Below are 18,546 nucleotides of genomic sequence, written 5' to 3' on the forward strand. Positions count from 1 at the left end.
GCACTCACCGGGTCGGGGATGATGGGCGCATGACGACCCTGCCCCCGGTCGACGAGCTGCTCGCGCGGACGCACGTCGTCGCGCTGCCGATGCGCGTGCGCTTCCGCGGCGTCGACGTGCGCGAGGCCCTGCTGCTCGAGGGCCCCTCGGGCTGGGGCGAGTTCAGCCCCTTCGTCGAGTACGCCGACCCCGAGTCCGCGCGCTGGCTCTCCGCCGCGATCGAGGGAGCGTATGCCGTGTGGCCGGCTCCGGTGCGCGACGCCGTGCCGGTCAACGCGACCGTCCCTGCCGTCGGCCCCGACCGCGTGCCGGAGGTCCTCGCGCGCTTCGACGGGTGCACCACCGCGAAGGTCAAGGTCGCCGAACGCGGCCAGACCCTCGACGACGACGTCGACCGGGTCGCTGCGGTCAGGTCGGCGATGGGGCCGTCGGCGCGCGTCAGGGTCGACGCCAACGGCGGGTGGGACGTCGAGACGGCCACGGAGGCGCTGAGGCGGCTGACGGCATTCGACCTGGAGTACGCCGAGCAGCCGTGCGCCACCGTCGAGGAGCTCGTCGAGCTGCGGACTGCGCTGGCGCGCAACGGGATCGACGTCCCCATCGCTGCGGACGAGTCGATCCGCAAGGCCGAGGACCCGATCCGGGTGGCGCGGCTCGGCGCGGCCGACGTCGTCGTGGTCAAGGTCGCTCCGCTCGGCGGTGTGGCGGCCGCGCTCGAGGTCGTCGCTGCGTGCGGCCTGCCGGCAGTGGTGTCGTCGGCCCTCGACACGAGTGTCGGCATCGCCGCGGGCGTGGCCCTCGCGGCCGCGCTGCCAGAGCTGGACCATGCCTGTGGGCTGGGCACGGTGGGCCTCTTCGAACGCGACGTGTCGGCGGCCCCGTTGCGGCCGGCCGGCGGTCTCCTCACGGCGGGTCGCGCGGTGCCGGACCCCGAGGCACTCTTCGCGCTCGCGGCCCCACCTGACCGGCAGCAGTGGTGGCGCGACCGGCTCGTGCGCTGCCACGCCCTGCTCGCGCGAGGCAGCGGCCGATGATCAGTCACGACCAGGCGGAAGCCCGATCACCACTTGGTCCGCGGATGTGAGAGCAGCGCAGGCCCGGCGGGGAGCATCAACGGCTGACCGCCTGCGGGCTGCATCGAGTAGCGGCGCGAGAGGTGCGAGAGCGGGTCCCACGCGACCGCCTCGATGGAGACGGTCGCGCGGGGCTGGCAGTCGAGATGGGCGTCTCCGTTCCTTCGTGGAACCGGAGAGACAGCTCCTAGAGGTAGGCGCCGGTACCGACCGGAAGTACGCGGTTGATTCCATTCCATACGCCGCCGGTCGACTGCTGGTAGTTCTGAAGGCCTGCGGGGTCGGAGTAGATCCTGTTCCCCGTATAGCACATCTGCTTGTCGAAGCACTTGACGTGGTTGGCGTCGATCTGGACTCCGTTGCGCTGCGTGAAGCCCTCGACATAGATGTCCTTCACAGGACCTCCGCACTCGATGCCGTACTGAATCGCGACTGTCGTCGCCGTCGGCTTGTAGATCGAGTTCACCGGACGGCACGTAGTGGCTGCATCTGCCGTAGGCGCGCCGAGCGCGAACCCCGAGATCATCAGCGCACCTGCGGCCGCGATTGCTCGCATTCTCATAACGAATTCCCCTCTGTACATGAGTTGGTGAGCGCAGCCTGACCGCGCGCGATCCGCGACGCAACAAGACTCCTTGGCTCTTGCGTCAACGTGCAGGGCCACGGCGTCCAAGTTGCGGCGGGCACCTACAAGCACTAAACGCACCCCCGGCCGCCGGGCGTCGAGAGGCCCACCCGAGTGTGCGAAGTTGGTGCGCGTCACGGCGGCGTCGCGCTACCCCTGACGGCTTCCGTGCGGTTCTTCAACGAGCAGGGCCAGCCCGCTGGAGTCGAGGCAAGGCCGCCGCCGACAAGAGTCCCCGACAGGCACGCTCCGTGCGTCCGAACGCCACCTATCTGTGCCGTTCTATAGGCATGCAGACGATCGACACGGGCACCCCGCAGGAGGAGCTGCCCGAGGCGCTGGCGGCCCTCGTGGGCGCCGAGATTCGCGAGGTGCTCGTGCCCAGGGAGGGTCACCTGGCCGTCAACTTCGCAGATGCCGAGCTGAGCGTGCGGGCTGCGGACGACTACGAGGCGTGGCAGATCACGGGTCCGCACGGCGAGCGCATCGTCTGCATGCCGGGCGGCGAGCTGGCGAGCTGGCCCGCCTCGACCGGCTGACGACCCAGCGCCGCGGGATCAGCGACTCGGGTCGTCACCCGGCACGGCCTGTTCGGCCAGCTGCCGGAGCCACGCCGCCTCGGCGCGACGGTCCGCCCTCGAGACGCGGACCTCGAGCACCCTTGCGCCCGAGGGCGACTCGGCAAGCGCCTCCGCCAGGCGGCCGAGGTCGTCGACGCGTTCGTATGCCGTGTGGTGCGCCGCGCACAACGCCGCGAGGTCGGTGCCGTGCGGCGTCGCGAAGACCCGCTCGAAGGCGTCGGCATAGCGCCGGCCGCCCTGCTCGAGGGTGCTGAAGATCGCGCCGCCGTCGTCGTTGAGCACCACGAGGGTGAGGTCGGGACGCGGCTCGCTCGGCCCGACCATCAGGCCGTTCGTGTCGTGCAGGAAGGTCAGGTCGCCGAGGTAGGCGATGGTGCGGGCCGCCCGAGGGCGACCGAGCGCGATGCCGACCGCGGTGGAGACCATCCCGTCGATGCCCGCGAGGCCGCGGTTGCCGACGACGAAGCGGTGCTCGAGCGCCGGCCAGGGGGTGGCCATGACGTCGAGGTCGCGCACGGGGTTCGACGACCCGACCACGAGCGTGGTGTGGGCCCCGACGGCAGCTCCGACGACGGCCGCAACGGCCAGTGGAGAGAGGTCCGGCGCGCCGGAGGCTCGAGGGGAGTCTCCTTGCGCCGCAGCGAGACCCGAGTCGATGAGCTGCGACAGCCGCTCGTCAGCGGCCTGCCACCGGCGGAACCACGTCGGGTCCTCGGGCGCCTCGACGCGCGGCACGACGTCCAGCACCCGGGCGACCCGGCCCGGGTCGGTGGCCACGCCGCTGCGGCCCCGGACCGACAGGACCTCGAGGGCGGAGTCGCTGATGAGGCCGGTGACCGGACGCGACAGGGTGGGGTGCCCGATGACGACGACGCGCTCGACCTCGTCACGCAGGGCGGTGGTGAGCAGGAGCCGGCCGGTGCGCAGCGCCTGGCGGCCGATGCGCGCTCCTGAGGTCGGCTCCGCGACGAGGGGCCAGCCGGCGGCCTCGGCGAGCATCCGCGCGGCCGGCCCGGCGTCGTCACCGGCCACCACCACGGTGCGCGGCCCCAGGGGCAGCGGCTCCCCGTCGGTCGGCACCGACACGGACGGCTGGACCCCGACATCTCCCGCCTGCCGCAACTGCGCCGTGGCGCGGTTGTCGGGACGGTGCCACCAGGTGAGGGGGTCAGGGTCGGGGGGCGTGAGGTCGCCGTCGAGCTGGACGTTCAGCTGTGTCGGTCCCGCGCCCGAGCAGGCTTGCGCCACAAGGCTGCTCAACCCATCGACCGCGACTCCGGCCGTCACGTCGTGGCACCGCGCGAAGGTCCCGAAGATTCCGGCCTGCACGGTCGTCTGGTTGGCGCCGGTGCCGCGCAGCCGTTCGGGGCGGTCGGCGCTGACGACGACGATCCGCCGTCCGGTGTGGTGCGCCTCCATGACCGCCGGCAACAGGTTGCCGACGGCGGTGCCGGAGGTCGTGACAACTGCGACGGGACGCCGGGAGCCCGTCGAGAGCCCGAGCGCGAGGAAGCCGGCAGAGCGCTCGTCCACCCGCACGTGCAGGCGCAGGTCGCCGGAGCGGTCGGCGGAGTCGAGGGCCAGGGCGAACGGGGCCGAGCGTGAGCCGGGGCAGAGCACGACGTCGCGCACGCCGCCCAGCCACAGCTGCTGCAGGACCTCCAGGGCCAGCCCGCTCGCGGTCCGCTCGCCGGTCACGGTCGCGCCCTCACCGGCTGGTCAGCGCGTCGCGCATCGGCACGAGCTTGGCGTCGGACTCCGCCACCTCTGACTCGGGGTCCGACCCCGCGACGATGCCGCACCCGGCATACAGCGTGATCTGGGACGAGTCCTGCGGGTCGAGCGCCCCGCTGCGCAGGGCGATGCCCCACGCGCCGTCACCGTGGGCGTCCATCCAGCCGACCGGCCCGGCGTAGCGGCCACGGTCCATGTGCTCGAGCTCGGCGATCAGCTCGACGGCGCGGGCCGTCGGGGTGCCGCCGACCGCGGCCGAGGGGTGCAGCGCGGCGGCCAGGGTGAGCGAGGAGGCGTCGTCGGCGCTCACGGCCGCGACGTCGGTGGCAAGGTGCATGACGTTGGGCAGGTGGAGCACGAAGGGCGCCTCGGGCACGTTCATCGACGAGCAGTGGGGGGCCAGTGCCTCCGCGACCGAGCGCACGGCGTACTCGTGCTCCTCGAGGTCCTTGGACGAGCGGGCCAACGACGCCGCCAGGGCGAGGTCCTTCGCGTCGTCCCCCGTGCGGCGGATCGTGCCGGCGAGCACGCGCGAGGTGATCAGGCCCTTGTCGCGGCGCACGAGCAGCTCCGGCGTGGCACCGACGAGGCCCGCGACCGAGAAGACCCACGTGTTCTCGTAGCGCTCGGCGAGGCGGCGCAGCAGCCACCGGGGGTCGATGGGCGCGGAGGCGGTGGCCACGAGGTCGCGGGCGAGGACGACCTTGTCCACCTCGCCGGCGGCGATGCGCTGCACCGCCTCGGCGACGGCATGGGCGTAGTCGGCGGGGGAGACGGCGCCGTCGGCGAAGGCGACGTCGACAGGCGGCTCCGGATCGCCTGCGACAGAGGGATCCTCGAGGATCGAGAGCTGCGGCTCCAGCGACACGGTCGTCAGCCAGGTGTGGCCGTCACGGCGACCGACGATCGTCGACGGCACGACGAGACGCGCCTGCTCGGCCGAGTCCGAGGCGAAGGGGAAGGAGCCGAAGCAGACCAGTCCGCTGCCCGCGCGGTGCACGTCGTCGCGGACGACCGCGCGACGGGTCAGCTCGCCCCACCAGGCCTCCGCCTCCCGGAAGCGTCCCTCGCCGGCCGCCTCGAACGTCAGGGCGGCGCCCCACCCGACCAGCCCCTCGCCGCGGCGCACCCACGAGAGCAGCTCGTCGTGCGGCAGTCCCGCGGGCAGGTAGGCCAGCAGCGGGTGGTCGGCGTCGATCGGCACCGTACGGACGACGACCGATGGTCCCGCGGCGGGCGACGGCGCATCGGGGGCTGGGAGCGTGGACATCGTCTGCAACTCTACGGCGGGGCCGCGCCCGCACCGGCCGTGGTCACCCGTGGTGCGAGGATGGGCGCATGAGCCGTGCGCAGCTGGACAAGAAGCCGGTCGACGTCGCGTCGATGTTCGACACCGTCGCCGAGAAGTACGACGTGACCAACGACGTGCTCTCGCTCGGGCAGGACCGCTTGTGGCGCCGGGCCGTCGTCAAGGCCGTGGACGCCACGCCTGGGGAGCGCGTCCTCGACATCGCGGCCGGCACCGGCACGTCCAGCGAGCCGTGGGCCGACCAGGAGATCGAGGTCGTCCCGGCCGACTTCTCGCTCGGGATGCTCCGGGTCGGCCGCCGCCGCCGTCCCGACATGGCCTTCACCGCGGCCGACGCGATGAGGCTGCCCTTCGCCGACGAGAGCTTCGACGTCGTGACGATGAGCTTCGGCCTGCGCAACGTCGCCGACCCGGCGACGGCGCTGCGCGAGTTCCTCCGCGTCACGAAGTCCGGCGGCCGGCTGCTGGTGTGCGAGTTCAGCCAGCCGGTCAACAAGGCCTTCCGCACCGTCTACACGAACTACCTCATGCGGGCGCTGCCGCCGGTGGCGCGTCGGACGTCGAGCAACCCCGACTCCTACGTCTACCTGGCCGAGTCGATCCGCGCCTGGCCGCCGCAGGGCGAGCTCGCCCGCATCATCGAGGCGGCCGGCTGGCAGCAGGTCGGCTGGACCAACCTCACCGGCGGGATCGTCGCGCTGCACCACGGCACCAAGCGCTGACCCTGCACCCCGAGGCGGCGTATGCCGTGTGCAGGGTGTCGGTGGTCCACGGGGCGGCGGCCGCTCGCGGCCGTGAGCTCCCGTGTGCAGAGTTAGGTATGCCTTATCTGACAGTGAGGAAAATGCGGGCATACACTTCCCGGAGAGTTCGTGAAGATCTTCACAAGCGGTTCGGAAGCGTGCAGGGAGACATGTCCAGTTCGAGCGTCGCGCCCAGCCCCTCACGGGGTGGCGATGCGCCCGTCGAGCGGGCCGACGTCGTCGTCGTCGGTGCCGGTCCGGGTGGCAGCGCAACGGCCGCGTACCTCGCGGACCACGGCCTCGACGTGGTGCTCCTGGAGAAGTCGGCCTTCCCGCGCGACAAGATCTGCGGCGATGGCCTGACCCCCCGCGCCACCAAGGAGCTCATCTCCCTCGGCATCGACACGACCGGCTGGCAGCGCACCAAGGGCCTGCGCATCAAGGGCGGCGGCCACACGCTGCAGCTCGACTGGCCCGAGTCCGGGGCGTTCCCCGGCTACGGCATGGTCCGCACCCGCGCCCAGCTCGACGAGGCTCTCGCCCGCCACGCCGAGCGCAGGGGCGCGCTGCTCCAGGAGCGCACCAGCGTCACCGCCCCGCTGCACGACTCGTCCGGCCGGGTCACCGGTGTCAGCGCCAAGCGCCTCGACGACGCCGGCCGCCCCACGGGCGAGACCGTCACCTACCGCTCGCCCGTCGTCGTCGCGAGCGACGGCGTCTCCTCGCGCCTCGCGACGGCCGTGGGCCGGCCCAAGCGCGAGGACCGCGTCATGGGCGTGGCCGTCCGCGCGTACTACACGACGCCCAAGCGCGACGACTACCTCGAGAGCCACCTCGAGCTGTGGAGCCGTGACGACGACGGCAACCGCATCCTCATGCCGGGCTACGGCTGGCTCTTCCCGCTCGAGGACGGCCGCACCAACGTCGGCCTCGGCACCCTCGACACCACCTCGGCCTTCCAGAAGACCGACTACAAGGACGTCATGCGGCGCTGGGTCGAGGACATCAACCCGGAGTGGCAGCTCGAGCACGACGAGTCGTCCGGCCCCATCCGCGGCGCCGCCCTCCCGATGGGCTTCAACCGCACCCCGCTGTATGCCGACGGCCTGCTCCTCGTCGGTGACTCCGGGGGCATGGTCAACCCCTTCAACGGCGAGGGCATCGACTACGCCCTCGAGGCCGCCCGGGTCGGTGCCGAGCTCGTCGCCCAGGCGATGGCGCGCCCGAGCGACGCCGAGCGCGAGAGGGTGCTCGCGGCATACCCGAAGGTGATGAAGGACGAGCTCGGCGGCTACTTCACGCTCGGTCGCTGGTTCGCCCACGCCATCGGCAACCCCGAGGTGATGCGCCTCGCGACGAAGTACGGCCTGCCCCGCACGAAGCTCATGCCGCTCCTGCTCAAGATCATGGCCAACCTCGCCGACCCGATGAGCAGGAACGCGACGGACCGCCTCATCACGACGCTCTCGCGACTGGCCCCGAGCGCATGAGCCACCCCCCTGCCGACCGCCTTGTGACGCCGAGCACAATCGTCACGCACGCCCCTAGGATGGGTGCGCCACGAACCTGCGCCCCCGCTTCGCACTTCACGCACGACCGAAAGGCACGTGACCTCGGATGAACTCCTACGTCCCGATCCTGTTCATGCTGGGGCTCGGCTTCGCGTTCGCCGCGCTGTCGGTCTTCACCTCCCTCGTCGTCGGGCCCAAGCGCTACAACCGCGCCAAGCTCGAGGCCTACGAGTGCGGCATCCAGCCGACGCCGCAAGCCGCGGGTGGTGGACGTGTGCCGATCAAGTACTACCTGACGGCGATGCTCTTCATCATCTTCGACATCGAGTCGGTCTTCCTCTATCCGTTCGCAGTGGCCTTCAACAAGCTCGGCCTCTTCGCGCTGGTCGAGATGGTCCTGTTCATCCTCACGGTCTTCGTCGCGTACGCCTACGTGTGGCGTCGCGGCGGCCTGGAGTGGGACTGACCCCACGGGCCAGCCGCCCCGAGCGGCACGCGTCCACCGGGTCCGTCAGGAAAGTTAAGGAGTAAGCAATGGGTCTCGAAGAGAAGCTCCCAGCCGGGTTCCTGCTCTCGACCGTCGAGGGCCTCGCCGGCTACATGCGCAAGGCCTCCATCTGGCCCGCCACCTTCGGCCTCGCCTGCTGCGCCATCGAGATGATGGCGGTCGGCACCCCCGACTACGACATCGCCCGTTTCGGCATGGAGCGCTTCTCGGCGACCCCGCGCCAGGCGGACCTGATGATCGTGGCCGGCCGCGTGAGCCAGAAGATGGCCCCCGTCGTGCGCCAGGTCTACGACCAGATGCCCAACCCCAAGTGGGTCATCGCGATGGGCGTCTGCGCCAGCTCGGGCGGTATGTTCAACAACTACGCGATCGTCCAGGGCGTCGACCACATCGTCCCCGTCGACATCTACCTGCCGGGCTGCCCACCGCGCCCGCAGATGCTGCTCAACGCGATCATCGAGCTGCACCACCAGATCGAGACGTCGCCTCTCGGCGTCAACCGCGTCGAGGCCGCCAAGGCTGCCGAGGTCGCCGCGCTCTCCGCGACGCCGACGCACCAGATGAAGGGGCTGCTCGCATGAGCGACGCCGACAAGCCCGGCAAGGGCAACGAGAAGAAGGACGGCGCCCCGGCCGTCAACGCAGACACGACCAAGACGCAGACCTCCGGCCTGACGCCCCACGAGGTCGAGATCCGCCAGGACGCCGCTGCCGGCCTCGAGCCCGAGGTCGTCGGCGTGCGCCGCGGCATGTTCGGCGTCACCCAGGGCGGCGACACCAGCGGCTACTCCCGCCTGCAGCGCCCGATCCTGATCGCCGGAGCGGCCGCACGGCCCTACGGCGGCTACTTCGACGAGATCGCCGACAACCTCGAGCGTGGCCTCGTCGGGGGCACGGCCTCGTATGCCGAGGCGGTCGACCGCGTCGTCATCGACCGCGGCGAGATGACCCTCCGCGTGCGCCGTCAGCACCTGCCGGCCGTGGCCCGCGTGCTGCGCGACGACCCGTCGCTGCGCTTCGAGATCTGCACCGGCGTGTCCGGTGTGCACTACCCCGACCGCGCCGGCGAGGAGCTGCACGCCGTCTACCACCTCGTGTCGATCACCCACGGCGGCAGGCGTGTTCGCGTCGAGGTGTCGTGCCCCGACGACGACCGGCACATCCCGTCCATCGTCTCGATCTACCCGGCCAACGACTGGCACGAGCGCGAGACGTGGGACATGTTCGGGATCGAGTTCGACGGCCACCCGGCCCTGACCCGAATCCTCATGCCCGACGACTGGCCGGGCCACCCGCAGCGGAAGGACTACCCCCTCGGCGGCATCCCCGTCGAGTACAAGGGGGCCACCGTCCCGCCGCCGGACCAGCGGAGGTCGTACAACTGATGAGCACCCACACCGAGTTCACCCAGACCGAGGTGCCCGAGCACGGCACCAACGACATCTACGCGACGTCGTCGGCCGACGAGCAGGCCAGCGCGGGCGCCCACGTCTTCAACGCCGCCGGCGGTGACTGGAACGACCTCGTCGACGAGGCCACCTCGCTCGGCGAGGAGCGCATCGTCGTCAACATGGGGCCGCAGCACCCGTCCACCCACGGCGTGCTCCGACTCATCCTCGAGATCGACGGCGAGACGGTGACCGAGGCCCGCGCGGGCATCGGCTACCTCCACACCGGCATCGAGAAGAACATGGAGTACCGCAACTGGGTGCAGGGCGTCACGTTCTGCACGCGCATGGACTACCTCACGCCGATGTTCCAGGAGGCGGCCTACTGCCTCGCCATCGAGAAGCTGCTCGGCATCACCGAGCAGATCCCCGAGCGCGCCAGCGTCATCCGCGTGCTGATGATGGAGATGACCCGCATCAGCAGCCACATGGTCTGCCTCGGCACCGGTGGCATGGAGATGGGCGCGACGACCGTCATGACCGTCGCCTTCCGTGAGCGCGAGCGCCTCCTGCGCGTCATCGAGATGATCACGGGCCTGCGCATGAACAACGCCTACATCCGCCCCGGCGGTGTGGCCCAGGACCTGCCGCCCGGCTCGATCGACGCCCTGCGCGAGATGGTTCCCGAGATCCGGCGCGGCCTGGGCGAGCTCGAGGCGCTGCTCAACGAGAACCCCGTCCTCAAGGGGCGCACCGTCGACGTCGGCGTGCTCGACCTGGCGGGCTGCATGGCCCTGGGCATCACCGGCCCGGTGCTGCGCTCGACCGGCCTGCCGCACGACCTGCGCAAGCTCGACCCCTACTGCGGCTACGAGACGTACGACTTCGACGTCATCACCCGCACGAGCCAGGACGCCTACGGCCGCCTGCGCATCCGCATCGACGAGATGTACGAGTCGCTGAAGATCATCGAGCAGGCCACCGACCGCCTCCAGGGCAGCGAGGGCCCGGTCATGGTCGAGGACAAGAAGATCGCCTGGCCGGCGCAGCTGGCGCTCGGCAGCGACGGCCTGGGCAACAGCCTCGACCACATCCGCGAGATCATGGGCAGCTCGATGGAGTCGCTCATCCACCACTTCAAGCTCGTCACCGAGGGCTTCCGGGTCCCGCCGGGCCAGGTCTACCAGGCCGTGGAGTCCGCCAAGGGCGAGCTCGGCTGCCACCTGGTCTCCGACGGCGGCACGCGCCCCTACCGCGCGCACTTCCGCGACCCGAGCTTCAACAACCTGCAAGCCGTGGCCGCCATGTGCGAAGGCAGCCAGATCGCCGACGTCATCGTCGCCGTGGCCTCGATCGACCCCGTCATGGGAGGTGTGGACCGATGAGCGCTGGGCACGACGCCTCGGGCTTCCTGCACGTCAGCCCCGAGTCGAAGGCGCCGTATGCCGCCGACGTCCTCGAGCGCCTGCACGCGGATGCCGCCGAGGTCATCGCCCGCTACCCCCAGAAGCGCTCGGCGCTGCTGCCGCTGCTGCACCTCGTGCAGTCGGTCGACGGCTACGTGGCCGGTCGGGGAGTGGCCTTCTGCGCCGAGGTCCTCGACCTCACCGAGGCCGAGGTCAGTGGTGTCGCGACCTTCTACACCCAGTACAAGCGCCACCCCAACGGCGACTACACCGTCGGGGTCTGCACCAACACGCTCTGCGCGATCATGGGCGGCGACCTGATCTTCGACCGCGTGTCGGAGCACCTGGGAGTCGGCCACGACGAGACGACCGAGGACGGCAGGATCACCCTCGAGCGCCTCGAGTGCAACGCCGCGTGCGACTACGCGCCCGTCGTGATGGCCAACTGGGAGTTCTTCGACAACCAGACGCCCGAGAGCACGATCGGCCTGGTCGACGACCTGCGCGCCGGCAAGGACGTCACGCCGACGCGTGGCGCCGCGAAGGTCTGCACGTTCAAGGAGGTCTCGCGGGTGCTCGCGGGCTTCGAGGACGGCCGCGCCGACGAGGGCGTGGGCGCCGGCCCGGCGTCGCTGCTCGGCCTCACCATCGCCAACGAGCGCGGCTGGACCGCGCCCGGCACCGACCGGGCCCAGGGCACCGGCAGCAACGGCTCGCGCGCGCCCCAGGCCGCGCCGGCCGACGGGAAGGACGGATCGAAGTGACCGACACCCTGACCCCGATCCTCACGAAGTTCTGGGACGACCCGCAGTCCTGGACCCTCGCGACCTACGAGCGCCACGACGGCTACCAGGCCCTCACCAAGGCGCTCGAGATGGAACCCCAGGCGATCATCGACGCCGTCAAGGACTCCAGCATCCGCGGCCGCGGCGGCGCCGGCTTCCCGACCGGCATGAAGTGGTCGTTCATGAGCCCGCCCGACGGCGGCCCGCGCTACCTCGTCGTCAACGCCGACGAGTCCGAGCCGGGCACGTGCAAGGACGTGCCGCTCATGATGGCCAACCCGCACGCGCTCATCGAGGGCGTCATCATCTCCTCGTACGCCATCGGCTGCGAGCACGCCTTCATCTACCTCCGCGGTGAGGTCGTCCACGTCTACCGCCGCCTGCTGCGCGCGGTCGAGGAGGCCCGCGCCGCGGGTTACCTCGGCACGAACGTCGGTGGCAAGGGCGTCAAGGTCGACATCACGGTGCACGCCGGTGCCGGCGCGTACATCTGCGGCGAGGAGACGGCGCTGCTCGACTCGCTCGAGGGCCGCCGTGGCCAGCCGCGCCTCAAGCCGCCGTTCCCCGGCGCCGCCGGTCTCTACGCCCGCCCGACCTCCGTCAACAACGTCGAGTCCATCGCCTCGGTGCCCGGGATCATCCTCGAGGGCGCCGACTGGTTCAAGGGCATGGGCACCGAGAAGTCCACCGGTTTCGGCATCTTCAGCCTCTCGGGCCACGTGACCAACCCCGGCCAGTTCGAGGCGCCGCTCGGCATCACGATGCGCGAGCTGATCGACCTCGCCGGCGGCATGCGCGGTGGCCGCAAGCTGAAGTTCTGGACGCCGGGCGGCAGCTCGACGCCGATCTTCACCGAGGAGCACCTCGACGTGCCCCTCGACTTCGACTCGGTCGCCGCGGCCGGCTCGATGCTCGGCACCCGCGCCCTGCAGGTGTTCGACGAGACGGTCTCCGTCGTGCGCGCCGTCGCCCGCTGGACCGACTTCTACGCGCACGAGTCGTGTGGCAAGTGCACCCCGTGCCGTGAGGGCACCTGGTGGCTGCGCCAGATCATGAACCGCATCGAGAACGGCCAGGGCACGCAGGACGACATCGACAAGCTCGTCGACATCTGCGACAACATCCTCGGCCGCAGCTTCTGCGCGCTCGGTGACGCGGCGACCAGCCCGATCACCTCGGCCGTCCAGTACTTCCGCGAGGAGTTCGAGGCCGGCATGCACACGCCGGCGCACGAGCTGTTCCCGCCGGAGAAGTCGGTCCTCTTCCCTGTCCAGGCACAGGTCCAGACCAAGGAGTCCAGCGGGATGGTGTCCGCATGACCGTCACGAGCTCCCCGTCCGCGGGTGGCAACGCCGTCGACAAGGGCGGCAACGCCCAGGTCCCGGCGAACCCCGACCACGTCAGCCTGACGATCGACGGCGTGCCCGTCAGCGTGCCCAAGGGCACGCTCGTCATCCGGGCCGCCGAGGAGGTCGGGATCGAGATCCCGCGCTTCTGCGACCACCCGCTCCTCGACCCGGTCGGCGCCTGCCGCCAGTGCCTCGTCGACGTCGCGATGCCCGACCGCGAGGGCAACGTCCGCCCGATGCCCAAGCCGCAGGCCTCCTGCACGATGACCGTGTCCGAGGGCATGGTCGTGGGCACGCAGAACACGTCCAAGGTGGCCGACAAGGCGCAGCAGGGCGTCATGGAGCTGCTGCTCATCAACCACCCGCTCGACTGCCCGGTCTGCGACAAGGGCGGCGAGTGCCCGCTGCAGAACCAGGCGATGAGCGCCGGCCGCCCGGTCTCGCGCTTCGAGGACGTCAAGCGCACCTACCCCAAGCCGGTCAACATCTCCTCCCAGGTGCTGCTCGACCGTGAGCGCTGCGTGCTCTGCGCCCGGTGCACCCGCTTCTCCGACCAGGTCGCCGGTGACCCGTTCATCGCGCTCGTGGAGCGGGGTGCGCTGCAGCAGATCGGCATCTACGAGGACAAGCCCTTCGAGAGCTACTTCTCGGGCAACACCGTCCAGATCTGCCCGGTCGGCGCGCTGACCGGTGCGGCCTACCGCTTCCGCAGCCGCCCGTTCGACCTCGTGTCGACGCCGTCCGTGTGCGAGCACTGCGCGAGCGGCTGCGCCATGCGCACCGACCACCGCCGTGGTGTCGTGCTGCGTCGTCTCGCCGACGAGGACGCGGCGGTCAACGAGGAGTGGAACTGCGACAAGGGCCGCTGGGCGTTCACCTACGCCACGCAGCCCGACCGCATCGACTTCCCGATGGTGCGTGACGCCGACGGTGAGCTCCGGGTCGTCGGCTGGCCCGAGGCCCTGGCCGCTGCCGCTGCCGGGCTCTCCCGGGCCAGGGCGGCCGGCGTGCTCGTCGGCGGCCGCGTGTCCGCCGAGGACGCCTACGCGTACGGCAAGTTCGCCCGCGTCGTGCTGGGCACCAACGACGTCGACTTCCGCGCCCGGCCGCACTCGGCCGAGGAGGTCGCCTTCCTCGCCGAGCACGTCGCCGCGACCGGTCCCGAGGGCGGCGCCGTCACCTACGCCGACCTCGAGAAGGCGCCCGCCGTCCTCCTCGTCGGCTTCGAGCCGGAGGACGAGAGCCCCATCGTCTTCCTGCGCCTGCGCAAGGCGTTCCGGAGGAACAAGACGCGGGTGTATGCCGTCGCCTCCCACGAGACGCGCGGCCTCACCAAGCTGGGCGGCACGCTGCTGCCGACCGTCCCGGGTCACGAGGCGTCCGCCCTCGCCGGCCTGGCCGGCACGCCCCTGGGCTCGGCAGCGCGCGAGGCCCTCGGCGCCGGCGGCGTCATCCTCGTCGGTGAGCGCCTCGCCACCTCGCCGGGTGCCCTGTCCGCCGCGGCCGACCTCGCTGCCGCCACCGGCGCCCGCCTCGCGTGGGTGCCGCGTCGGGCGGGGGAGCGGGGCGCGCTCGAGACCGGCGCGCTCGGTGCGCTCCTGCCCGGCGGCCGTCCCGTCTCCGACGCGGCCGCCCGTGCCGAGGTCGCCCGCCTCTGGGACGTCGACCAGGTGCCGGCCACGCCGGCCCGCGACACCGCCGGCATCGTCGCGGCTGCCGCCTCGGGTGACATCGACGCCCTGCTCGTCGGTGGCGTCGACCCGTCCGACCTCGGGGACCCGGCAGCCGCCGCGGCCCTGGAGAAGGCCTTCGTCGTCTCGCTCGAGCTGCGCGAGTCGCCGGTCACGGCACTCGCCGACGTCGTGCTCCCCGTCGCGTCCCAGTCGGAGAAGTCCGGCACCTACGTCAACTGGGAGGGCCGCGTCCGCGCCTTCGACGAGGCGCTCGAGAGCAACAAGGTCAGCGACCACCGTGCCCTCGACATGCTCGCGAGCGAGCTGGGTTTCTTCCTCGAGACGCGCACCCAGCGGGAGATCCACGCCCAGTTCGAGGCCCTCGGCCCGTGGGGCGGCGCCCGCGCCACCGGCGCCCCCGCCGGCCAGCGCGTCGCCTTGGCCCCGGCCGGCGAGGGTCACTTCGTCCTCGCCACCTGGCCCACGCTGCTCGACGCCGGCCGGATGCAGGACGGCGAGCCGTTCCTCGCCGGCACCGCGCCGCTTCCGGTGGCACGCCTGTCCGTCTCGTCGGCCGCCGAGCTCGGCGTCGCCGAGGGTGACGAGGTGACGGTCACCGGCCCCGCCGGCCACGTCACCCTGCCCGCGGTCGTCACCGAGGGCATGGTCGACGGCGTCGTCTGGCTGCCGACCAACTCGCGACTCTGCTCCGTCCGCACCGGCCTCGGCAGCGATGCCGGCGGTCGCGTCCACGTCACGAAGGGTGGTGCGGCATGAGTCTCGCCGCGACCGCGTACGGGGTGGCGGCAGCGCTGCCCTCCTCGCTCCCCACGACAGAGAACCCCGCGGCCGACTTCAGCGACACCCCGTGGTGGATCGCGCTGATCAAGGCCGTCGGCATCTTCGTCTACCTGCTCGTCTCGACGCTGCTCGTCATCTGGTTCGAGCGCCGCGTCATCGGCCGCATGCAGCAGCGCCCCGGCCCCAACCGCAACGGCCCGTTCGGTCTGCTCCAGACGCTGGCCGACGGCATGAAGTCGATGCTCAAGGAAGACATCACGCCGGCCAACGCCGAGAAGCTCATCTACACCGCGGCGCCGCTCATCGCCGCGACGATGGCGTTCGTCTCGTTCGCGATCATCCCGCTCGGCGGCACGGTCTGGATGTTCGGCCACCACACTCCGCTGCAGGTCACCGACGTCCCCGTGGCCGTGCTGCTCGTCCTCGCGGTCGCCTCGGTCGGCGTCTACGGCATCATCCTCGCCGGCTGGAGCTCCGGCTCGACCTACCCGCTTCTCGGTGGCCTGCGCTCGACCGCCCAGGTCATCAGCTACGAGATCGCCATGGGCCTCTCGCTCGTCGCGATCTTCCTCTACAGCGGGTCGATGTCGACGTCGGCGATCGTCTCGGCACAGAGCTCGCTCTGGTACATCCTCCCGGCCTTCTTCAGCTTCGCCGTCTACGTCATCACGATGGTCGGGGAGACCAACCGACTGCCGTTCGACCTCGCCGAGGGCGAGGGCGAGCTGACCGGTGGCTTCCACACCGAGTACTCCTCGATGCGGTTCGCGATGTTCTTCCTCGGCGAGTACGTCAACATGTTCACCGTCTCGGCCCTGGCCACCACGCTGTTCCTCGGTGGCTGGCAGGCCCCGCCGATCATCTCGGCGATCAACGACAACATGTTCGGCGGCGCCTGGTGGGGCCTGCTGTGGTTCACCGCCAAGTTGTGGTTCTTCATGTTCATCTTCGTCTGGCTGCGCGGTTCACTGCCGCGCGTGCGCTACGACCAGTTCATGCGCTTCGGCTGGAAGTTCCTCATCCCGATCACCCTCGCCTGGGTCGTGGCCGTCGCCTTCATCCGCGGCGCCCAGCTCGGCTTTCTCGGTGACAGCAAGCTGACCTTCGCCGGTCGCGAGCTCTCGGTGGCCACCGTCGTCATCGTCAGCATCGTGGCCGTCATCGCGCTCGCCGCGGCGTGGATCTGGGACGACCGGCGCGCAGCCCGCGCCGCCGCCGACGACGAGACCCCGCCCGAGGAGATCGACCCGTTCGCCGGGGGCTACCCGGTGCCGCCGCTGCCCGGCCAGCGCCTCGCCGAGCCCACCCAGTCGAGCCACCGACTGGCCGCGTCCCGCCAGCCGGTGCTGACCGGCAGCACGACCAGCTCGACCAGCTCGACCAGCTCGAGCACCGCCAAGGAGGAGGACCATGGCTGACGACACCGTCGGCAAGGACGTGTCGCCCCAGAGCCCTGCCGACCGGCCGGCCTCCGAGGTCGGCACGCCGCGCGAGCAGCGATCCGGCAGCGACGAGCGCGGCAAGGGCTTCCTGTCCGAGCTGTTCGCTCCCGTCGCCGGCTTCGGGGTGTCGTTCGGGACGATGTTCCGCAAGGTCGCGACCGAGGAGTACCCCGAGAAGCCGCGCCCCACGGCGCCGCGCTTCCACGGACGCCACCAGCTCAACCGTCACCCCGACGGCCTCGAGAAGTGCGTCGGCTGCGAGCTGTGCGCCTGGGCCTGCCCCGCAGACGCGATCCTCGTCGAGGGCGCCGACAACGACGACACCCCCCTCGACCAGGGCGGCAAGGGCCGCTTCAGCCCGGGGGAGCGCTACGGCCGCGTCTACCAGATCAACTACCTGCGCTGCATCTTCTGCGGCCTGTGCATCGAGGCGTGCCCGACGCGCGCACTGACGATGACCAACTTCTACGAGCTGGCCGACAACGACCGCGGCAAGCTCATCTTCACCAAGGACCAGCTCCTCGCGCCGCTCCAGGGCGGCATGCTGCCCCCGCCGTTCCCCATGGCCGACGGCATGGAGGAGCGCGACTACTACCAGGGCAAGGTCACCGCAGCCACCGACGCGCAGAAGGCGTACGTCGACGCCCGTGACGCGGGCACCGACGACGAGGACCTCGACGCCCTCGACGACGACGGCAGCGGCGCCCCCTCGGTGACCGGCGCCGTCGGTCGCCCCGGCAATGCCGCCGCGGCCGTGCCCTACGAGCACGACGTGGCGCACTCGGAGCACCCGACCGCAGCCCAGACCAGGGAAGGGGCCAACCCGTGACCTCCACCGCCGAAGCCGTCGGCTTCTGGCTGCTCGCCCCGCTGGCGGTCCTCGCCGCGCTGGGCCTGCTCTTCGCCAGGAAGGCCGTCCACGCGGCCCTGGGCATGGCCGTCGTCATGTGCATCCTCGGGGTCTTCTACATCATGCAGAAGGCCGACTTCCTCGGCATCGTGCAGGTGTTCGTCTACACCGGCGCCGTGATGATGCTCTTCCTCTTCGTCCTCATGCTCGTCGGCGTCGACTCCGCCGACTCGATCGTCGAGACCATCCGCGGCCAACGCTGGGCCGCGTTCCTGCTCGTCATCGGTCTCGCCGGGCTGCTCGTCTTCTCGATCGGCCAGGTCGTCGTCGACCAGCAGAGCGTGCAGGCCGGCATGGACAAGCTCGTCGCGTCCAACAACGACACGGGCAACGTCACCGGCCTCGCCGAGCTGATCTTCGGCCAGTACGTCTGGATCTTCGAGGTCACCTCCGCGCTGCTGATCACGGCCGCCCTCGGGGCCATGGTGCTCGCGCACCGCGAGCGCCTCTCGCCGCGGATCACCCAGGCCCAGTGGGCCGCCCGCCGCGTCCGCGAGAACAAGAACGTCGCCGGCCTGCCCGCCCCCGGTGTCTACGCCCGCCACAACGCGGTCGACACCCCGGCGCTGCTGCCCGACGGCACGCCCAGCGACCTGTCCGTCTCGCGCGTCCTCGTCGCGCGCGACCAGGTCGCCACCGCCGACGGCTTCAAGGACGTCGAGCGCCACATCGAGCGAGAGATCGAGGAGGGTCGGTCCAAGTGAGCCCG

17 protein-coding genes are annotated in these 18,546 nt (G+C 71.2%); 14 read left to right on the forward strand and 3 right to left on the reverse strand.

Translation table 11 applies throughout. The annotated features are described in order from the left end of the window. Window positions 1–29 precede the first annotated feature (29 nt). Window positions 30–1,034 (forward strand): o-succinylbenzoate synthase, encoded by a 1,005-nt coding sequence (locus ABD194_RS02505; protein ID WP_343986994.1) that lies wholly within the window; start codon window positions 30–32, stop codon window positions 1,032–1,034. 226 nt (window positions 1,035–1,260) lie between these two features. On the opposite strand, the gene ABD194_RS02510 is transcribed toward ABD194_RS02505, so the two are convergent. After that, window positions 1,261–1,599: a hypothetical protein gene (locus ABD194_RS02510; RefSeq protein WP_343986997.1), complete on the reverse strand. Its 339-nt coding sequence runs from the start codon at window positions 1,597–1,599 to the stop codon at window positions 1,261–1,263. A gap of 350 nt (window positions 1,600–1,949) precedes the next feature. Here ABD194_RS02510 and ABD194_RS02515 point away from each other — a divergent pair, with 350 nt between their 5' ends. Further along, a complete protein-coding gene (locus tag ABD194_RS02515) occupies window positions 1,950–2,237 on the forward strand; it encodes a DUF6188 family protein (RefSeq protein ID WP_343986999.1) in 288 nt (95 codons plus the stop codon). Window positions 2,238–2,255: 18 nt separating this feature from the next. Here the strand turns inward: ABD194_RS02515 and menD are convergent, their stop codons facing one another. Together menD and ABD194_RS02525 are read right to left on the reverse strand one after the other, a co-directional pair. Beyond that, window positions 2,256–3,977 carry a 2-succinyl-5-enolpyruvyl-6-hydroxy-3-cyclohexene-1-carboxylic-acid synthase gene (menD, locus tag ABD194_RS02520; protein ID WP_343987002.1) on the reverse strand — a complete coding sequence of 574 codons (1,722 nt, stop codon included), beginning with the start codon at window positions 3,975–3,977 and terminating at the stop codon, window positions 2,256–2,258. Between the two features lie 10 nt (window positions 3,978–3,987). Continuing rightward, entirely contained in the window at window positions 3,988–5,283 is a 1,296-nt protein-coding gene (locus ABD194_RS02525; protein ID WP_343987005.1) for an isochorismate synthase, read from the reverse strand. 68 nt (window positions 5,284–5,351) lie between these two features. Between ABD194_RS02525 and ABD194_RS02530 the strand changes: the two genes are divergently transcribed. From ABD194_RS02530 to ABD194_RS02585, 12 genes are all read left to right on the forward strand, one after another. After that, on the forward strand, window positions 5,352–6,044 hold the full coding sequence (locus tag ABD194_RS02530) for a demethylmenaquinone methyltransferase (protein ID WP_343987008.1): 693 nt from the start codon (window positions 5,352–5,354) through the stop codon (window positions 6,042–6,044). A 191-nt stretch (window positions 6,045–6,235) separates the two neighbouring features. Beyond that, complete coding sequence (locus ABD194_RS02535; protein WP_343987010.1) at window positions 6,236–7,555, forward strand: geranylgeranyl reductase family protein; 1,320 nt, start codon at window positions 6,236–6,238, stop codon at window positions 7,553–7,555. Window positions 7,556–7,682: 127 nt separating this feature from the next. Next, window positions 7,683–8,042, forward strand: coding sequence for an NADH-quinone oxidoreductase subunit A (locus ABD194_RS02540; protein WP_020145018.1), 360 nt, complete (start codon window positions 7,683–7,685; stop codon window positions 8,040–8,042). 68 nt (window positions 8,043–8,110) lie between these two features. Continuing rightward, window positions 8,111–8,665, forward strand: coding sequence for a NuoB/complex I 20 kDa subunit family protein (locus tag ABD194_RS02545; RefSeq protein ID WP_343987022.1), 555 nt, complete (start codon window positions 8,111–8,113; stop codon window positions 8,663–8,665). Further along, window positions 8,662–9,468 (forward strand): NADH-quinone oxidoreductase subunit C, encoded by an 807-nt coding sequence (locus tag ABD194_RS02550; protein ID WP_343987025.1) that lies wholly within the window; start codon window positions 8,662–8,664, stop codon window positions 9,466–9,468. Before ABD194_RS02545 ends, ABD194_RS02550 begins: the two co-directional genes overlap by 4 nt. Beyond that, a complete protein-coding gene (locus ABD194_RS02555) occupies window positions 9,468–10,856 on the forward strand; it encodes an NADH-quinone oxidoreductase subunit D (protein WP_343987028.1) in 1,389 nt (462 codons plus the stop codon). The genes ABD194_RS02550 and ABD194_RS02555 overlap by 1 nt, the downstream gene beginning before the upstream one ends. After that, complete coding sequence (gene nuoE, locus ABD194_RS02560) at window positions 10,853–11,641, forward strand: NADH-quinone oxidoreductase subunit NuoE (RefSeq protein WP_343987030.1); 789 nt, start codon at window positions 10,853–10,855, stop codon at window positions 11,639–11,641. The genes ABD194_RS02555 and nuoE overlap by 4 nt, the downstream gene beginning before the upstream one ends. Further along, the gene (nuoF, locus tag ABD194_RS02565) at window positions 11,638–12,981 is read left to right on the forward strand and encodes an NADH-quinone oxidoreductase subunit NuoF (RefSeq protein ID WP_343987032.1); all 1,344 of its coding nucleotides are present in this window, start codon (window positions 11,638–11,640) and stop codon (window positions 12,979–12,981) included. Before nuoE ends, nuoF begins: the two co-directional genes overlap by 4 nt. Beyond that, window positions 12,978–15,461, forward strand: coding sequence for an NADH-quinone oxidoreductase subunit G (locus ABD194_RS02570; RefSeq protein WP_343987034.1), 2,484 nt, complete (start codon window positions 12,978–12,980; stop codon window positions 15,459–15,461). Before nuoF ends, ABD194_RS02570 begins: the two co-directional genes overlap by 4 nt. Beyond that, window positions 15,458–16,903 (forward strand): NADH-quinone oxidoreductase subunit NuoH, encoded by a 1,446-nt coding sequence (gene nuoH / locus ABD194_RS02575; RefSeq protein ID WP_343987038.1) that lies wholly within the window; start codon window positions 15,458–15,460, stop codon window positions 16,901–16,903. Before ABD194_RS02570 ends, nuoH begins: the two co-directional genes overlap by 4 nt. Next, on the forward strand, window positions 16,896–17,756 hold the full coding sequence (gene nuoI / locus ABD194_RS02580) for an NADH-quinone oxidoreductase subunit NuoI (RefSeq protein WP_343987041.1): 861 nt from the start codon (window positions 16,896–16,898) through the stop codon (window positions 17,754–17,756). The genes nuoH and nuoI overlap by 8 nt, the downstream gene beginning before the upstream one ends. Continuing rightward, on the forward strand, window positions 17,753–18,541 hold the full coding sequence (locus tag ABD194_RS02585; protein WP_343987044.1) for an NADH-quinone oxidoreductase subunit J: 789 nt from the start codon (window positions 17,753–17,755) through the stop codon (window positions 18,539–18,541). Before nuoI ends, ABD194_RS02585 begins: the two co-directional genes overlap by 4 nt. Window positions 18,542–18,546: the final 5 nt, after the last annotated feature.

This window comes from Terrabacter terrae, from assembly GCF_039529575.1.
GTDB lineage: Bacteria > Actinomycetota > Actinomycetes > Actinomycetales > Dermatophilaceae > Terrabacter > Terrabacter terrae.

Bases quoted from the DNA above. Each gene is read 5' to 3' on its own strand.
- ABD194_RS02545 (WP_343987022.1), top strand. From the start codon at position 8,111: ATGGGTCTCGAAGAGAAGCTCCCAGCCGGGTTCCTGCTCTCGACCGTC.
- ABD194_RS02510 (WP_343986997.1), bottom strand. From the start codon at position 1,599: ATGATCTCGGGGTTCGCGCTCGGCGCGCCTACGGCAGATGCAGCCACT.
- ABD194_RS02535 (WP_343987010.1), top strand. From the start codon at position 6,236: ATGTCCAGTTCGAGCGTCGCGCCCAGCCCCTCACGGGGTGGCGATGCG.
- ABD194_RS02550 (WP_343987025.1), top strand. From the start codon at position 8,662: ATGAGCGACGCCGACAAGCCCGGCAAGGGCAACGAGAAGAAGGACGGC.
- nuoI (WP_343987041.1), top strand. From the start codon at position 16,896: ATGGCTGACGACACCGTCGGCAAGGACGTGTCGCCCCAGAGCCCTGCC.
- nuoH (WP_343987038.1), top strand. From the start codon at position 15,458: ATGAGTCTCGCCGCGACCGCGTACGGGGTGGCGGCAGCGCTGCCCTCC.
- ABD194_RS02555 (WP_343987028.1), top strand. From the start codon at position 9,468: ATGAGCACCCACACCGAGTTCACCCAGACCGAGGTGCCCGAGCACGGC.
- ABD194_RS02525 (WP_343987005.1), bottom strand. From the start codon at position 5,283: ATGTCCACGCTCCCAGCCCCCGATGCGCCGTCGCCCGCCGCGGGACCA.
- nuoE (WP_343987030.1), top strand. From the start codon at position 10,853: ATGAGCGCTGGGCACGACGCCTCGGGCTTCCTGCACGTCAGCCCCGAG.
- ABD194_RS02530 (WP_343987008.1), top strand. From the start codon at position 5,352: ATGAGCCGTGCGCAGCTGGACAAGAAGCCGGTCGACGTCGCGTCGATG.
- ABD194_RS02570 (WP_343987034.1), top strand. From the start codon at position 12,978: ATGACCGTCACGAGCTCCCCGTCCGCGGGTGGCAACGCCGTCGACAAG.
- ABD194_RS02540 (WP_020145018.1), top strand. From the start codon at position 7,683: ATGAACTCCTACGTCCCGATCCTGTTCATGCTGGGGCTCGGCTTCGCG.
- ABD194_RS02505 (WP_343986994.1), top strand. From the start codon at position 30: ATGACGACCCTGCCCCCGGTCGACGAGCTGCTCGCGCGGACGCACGTC.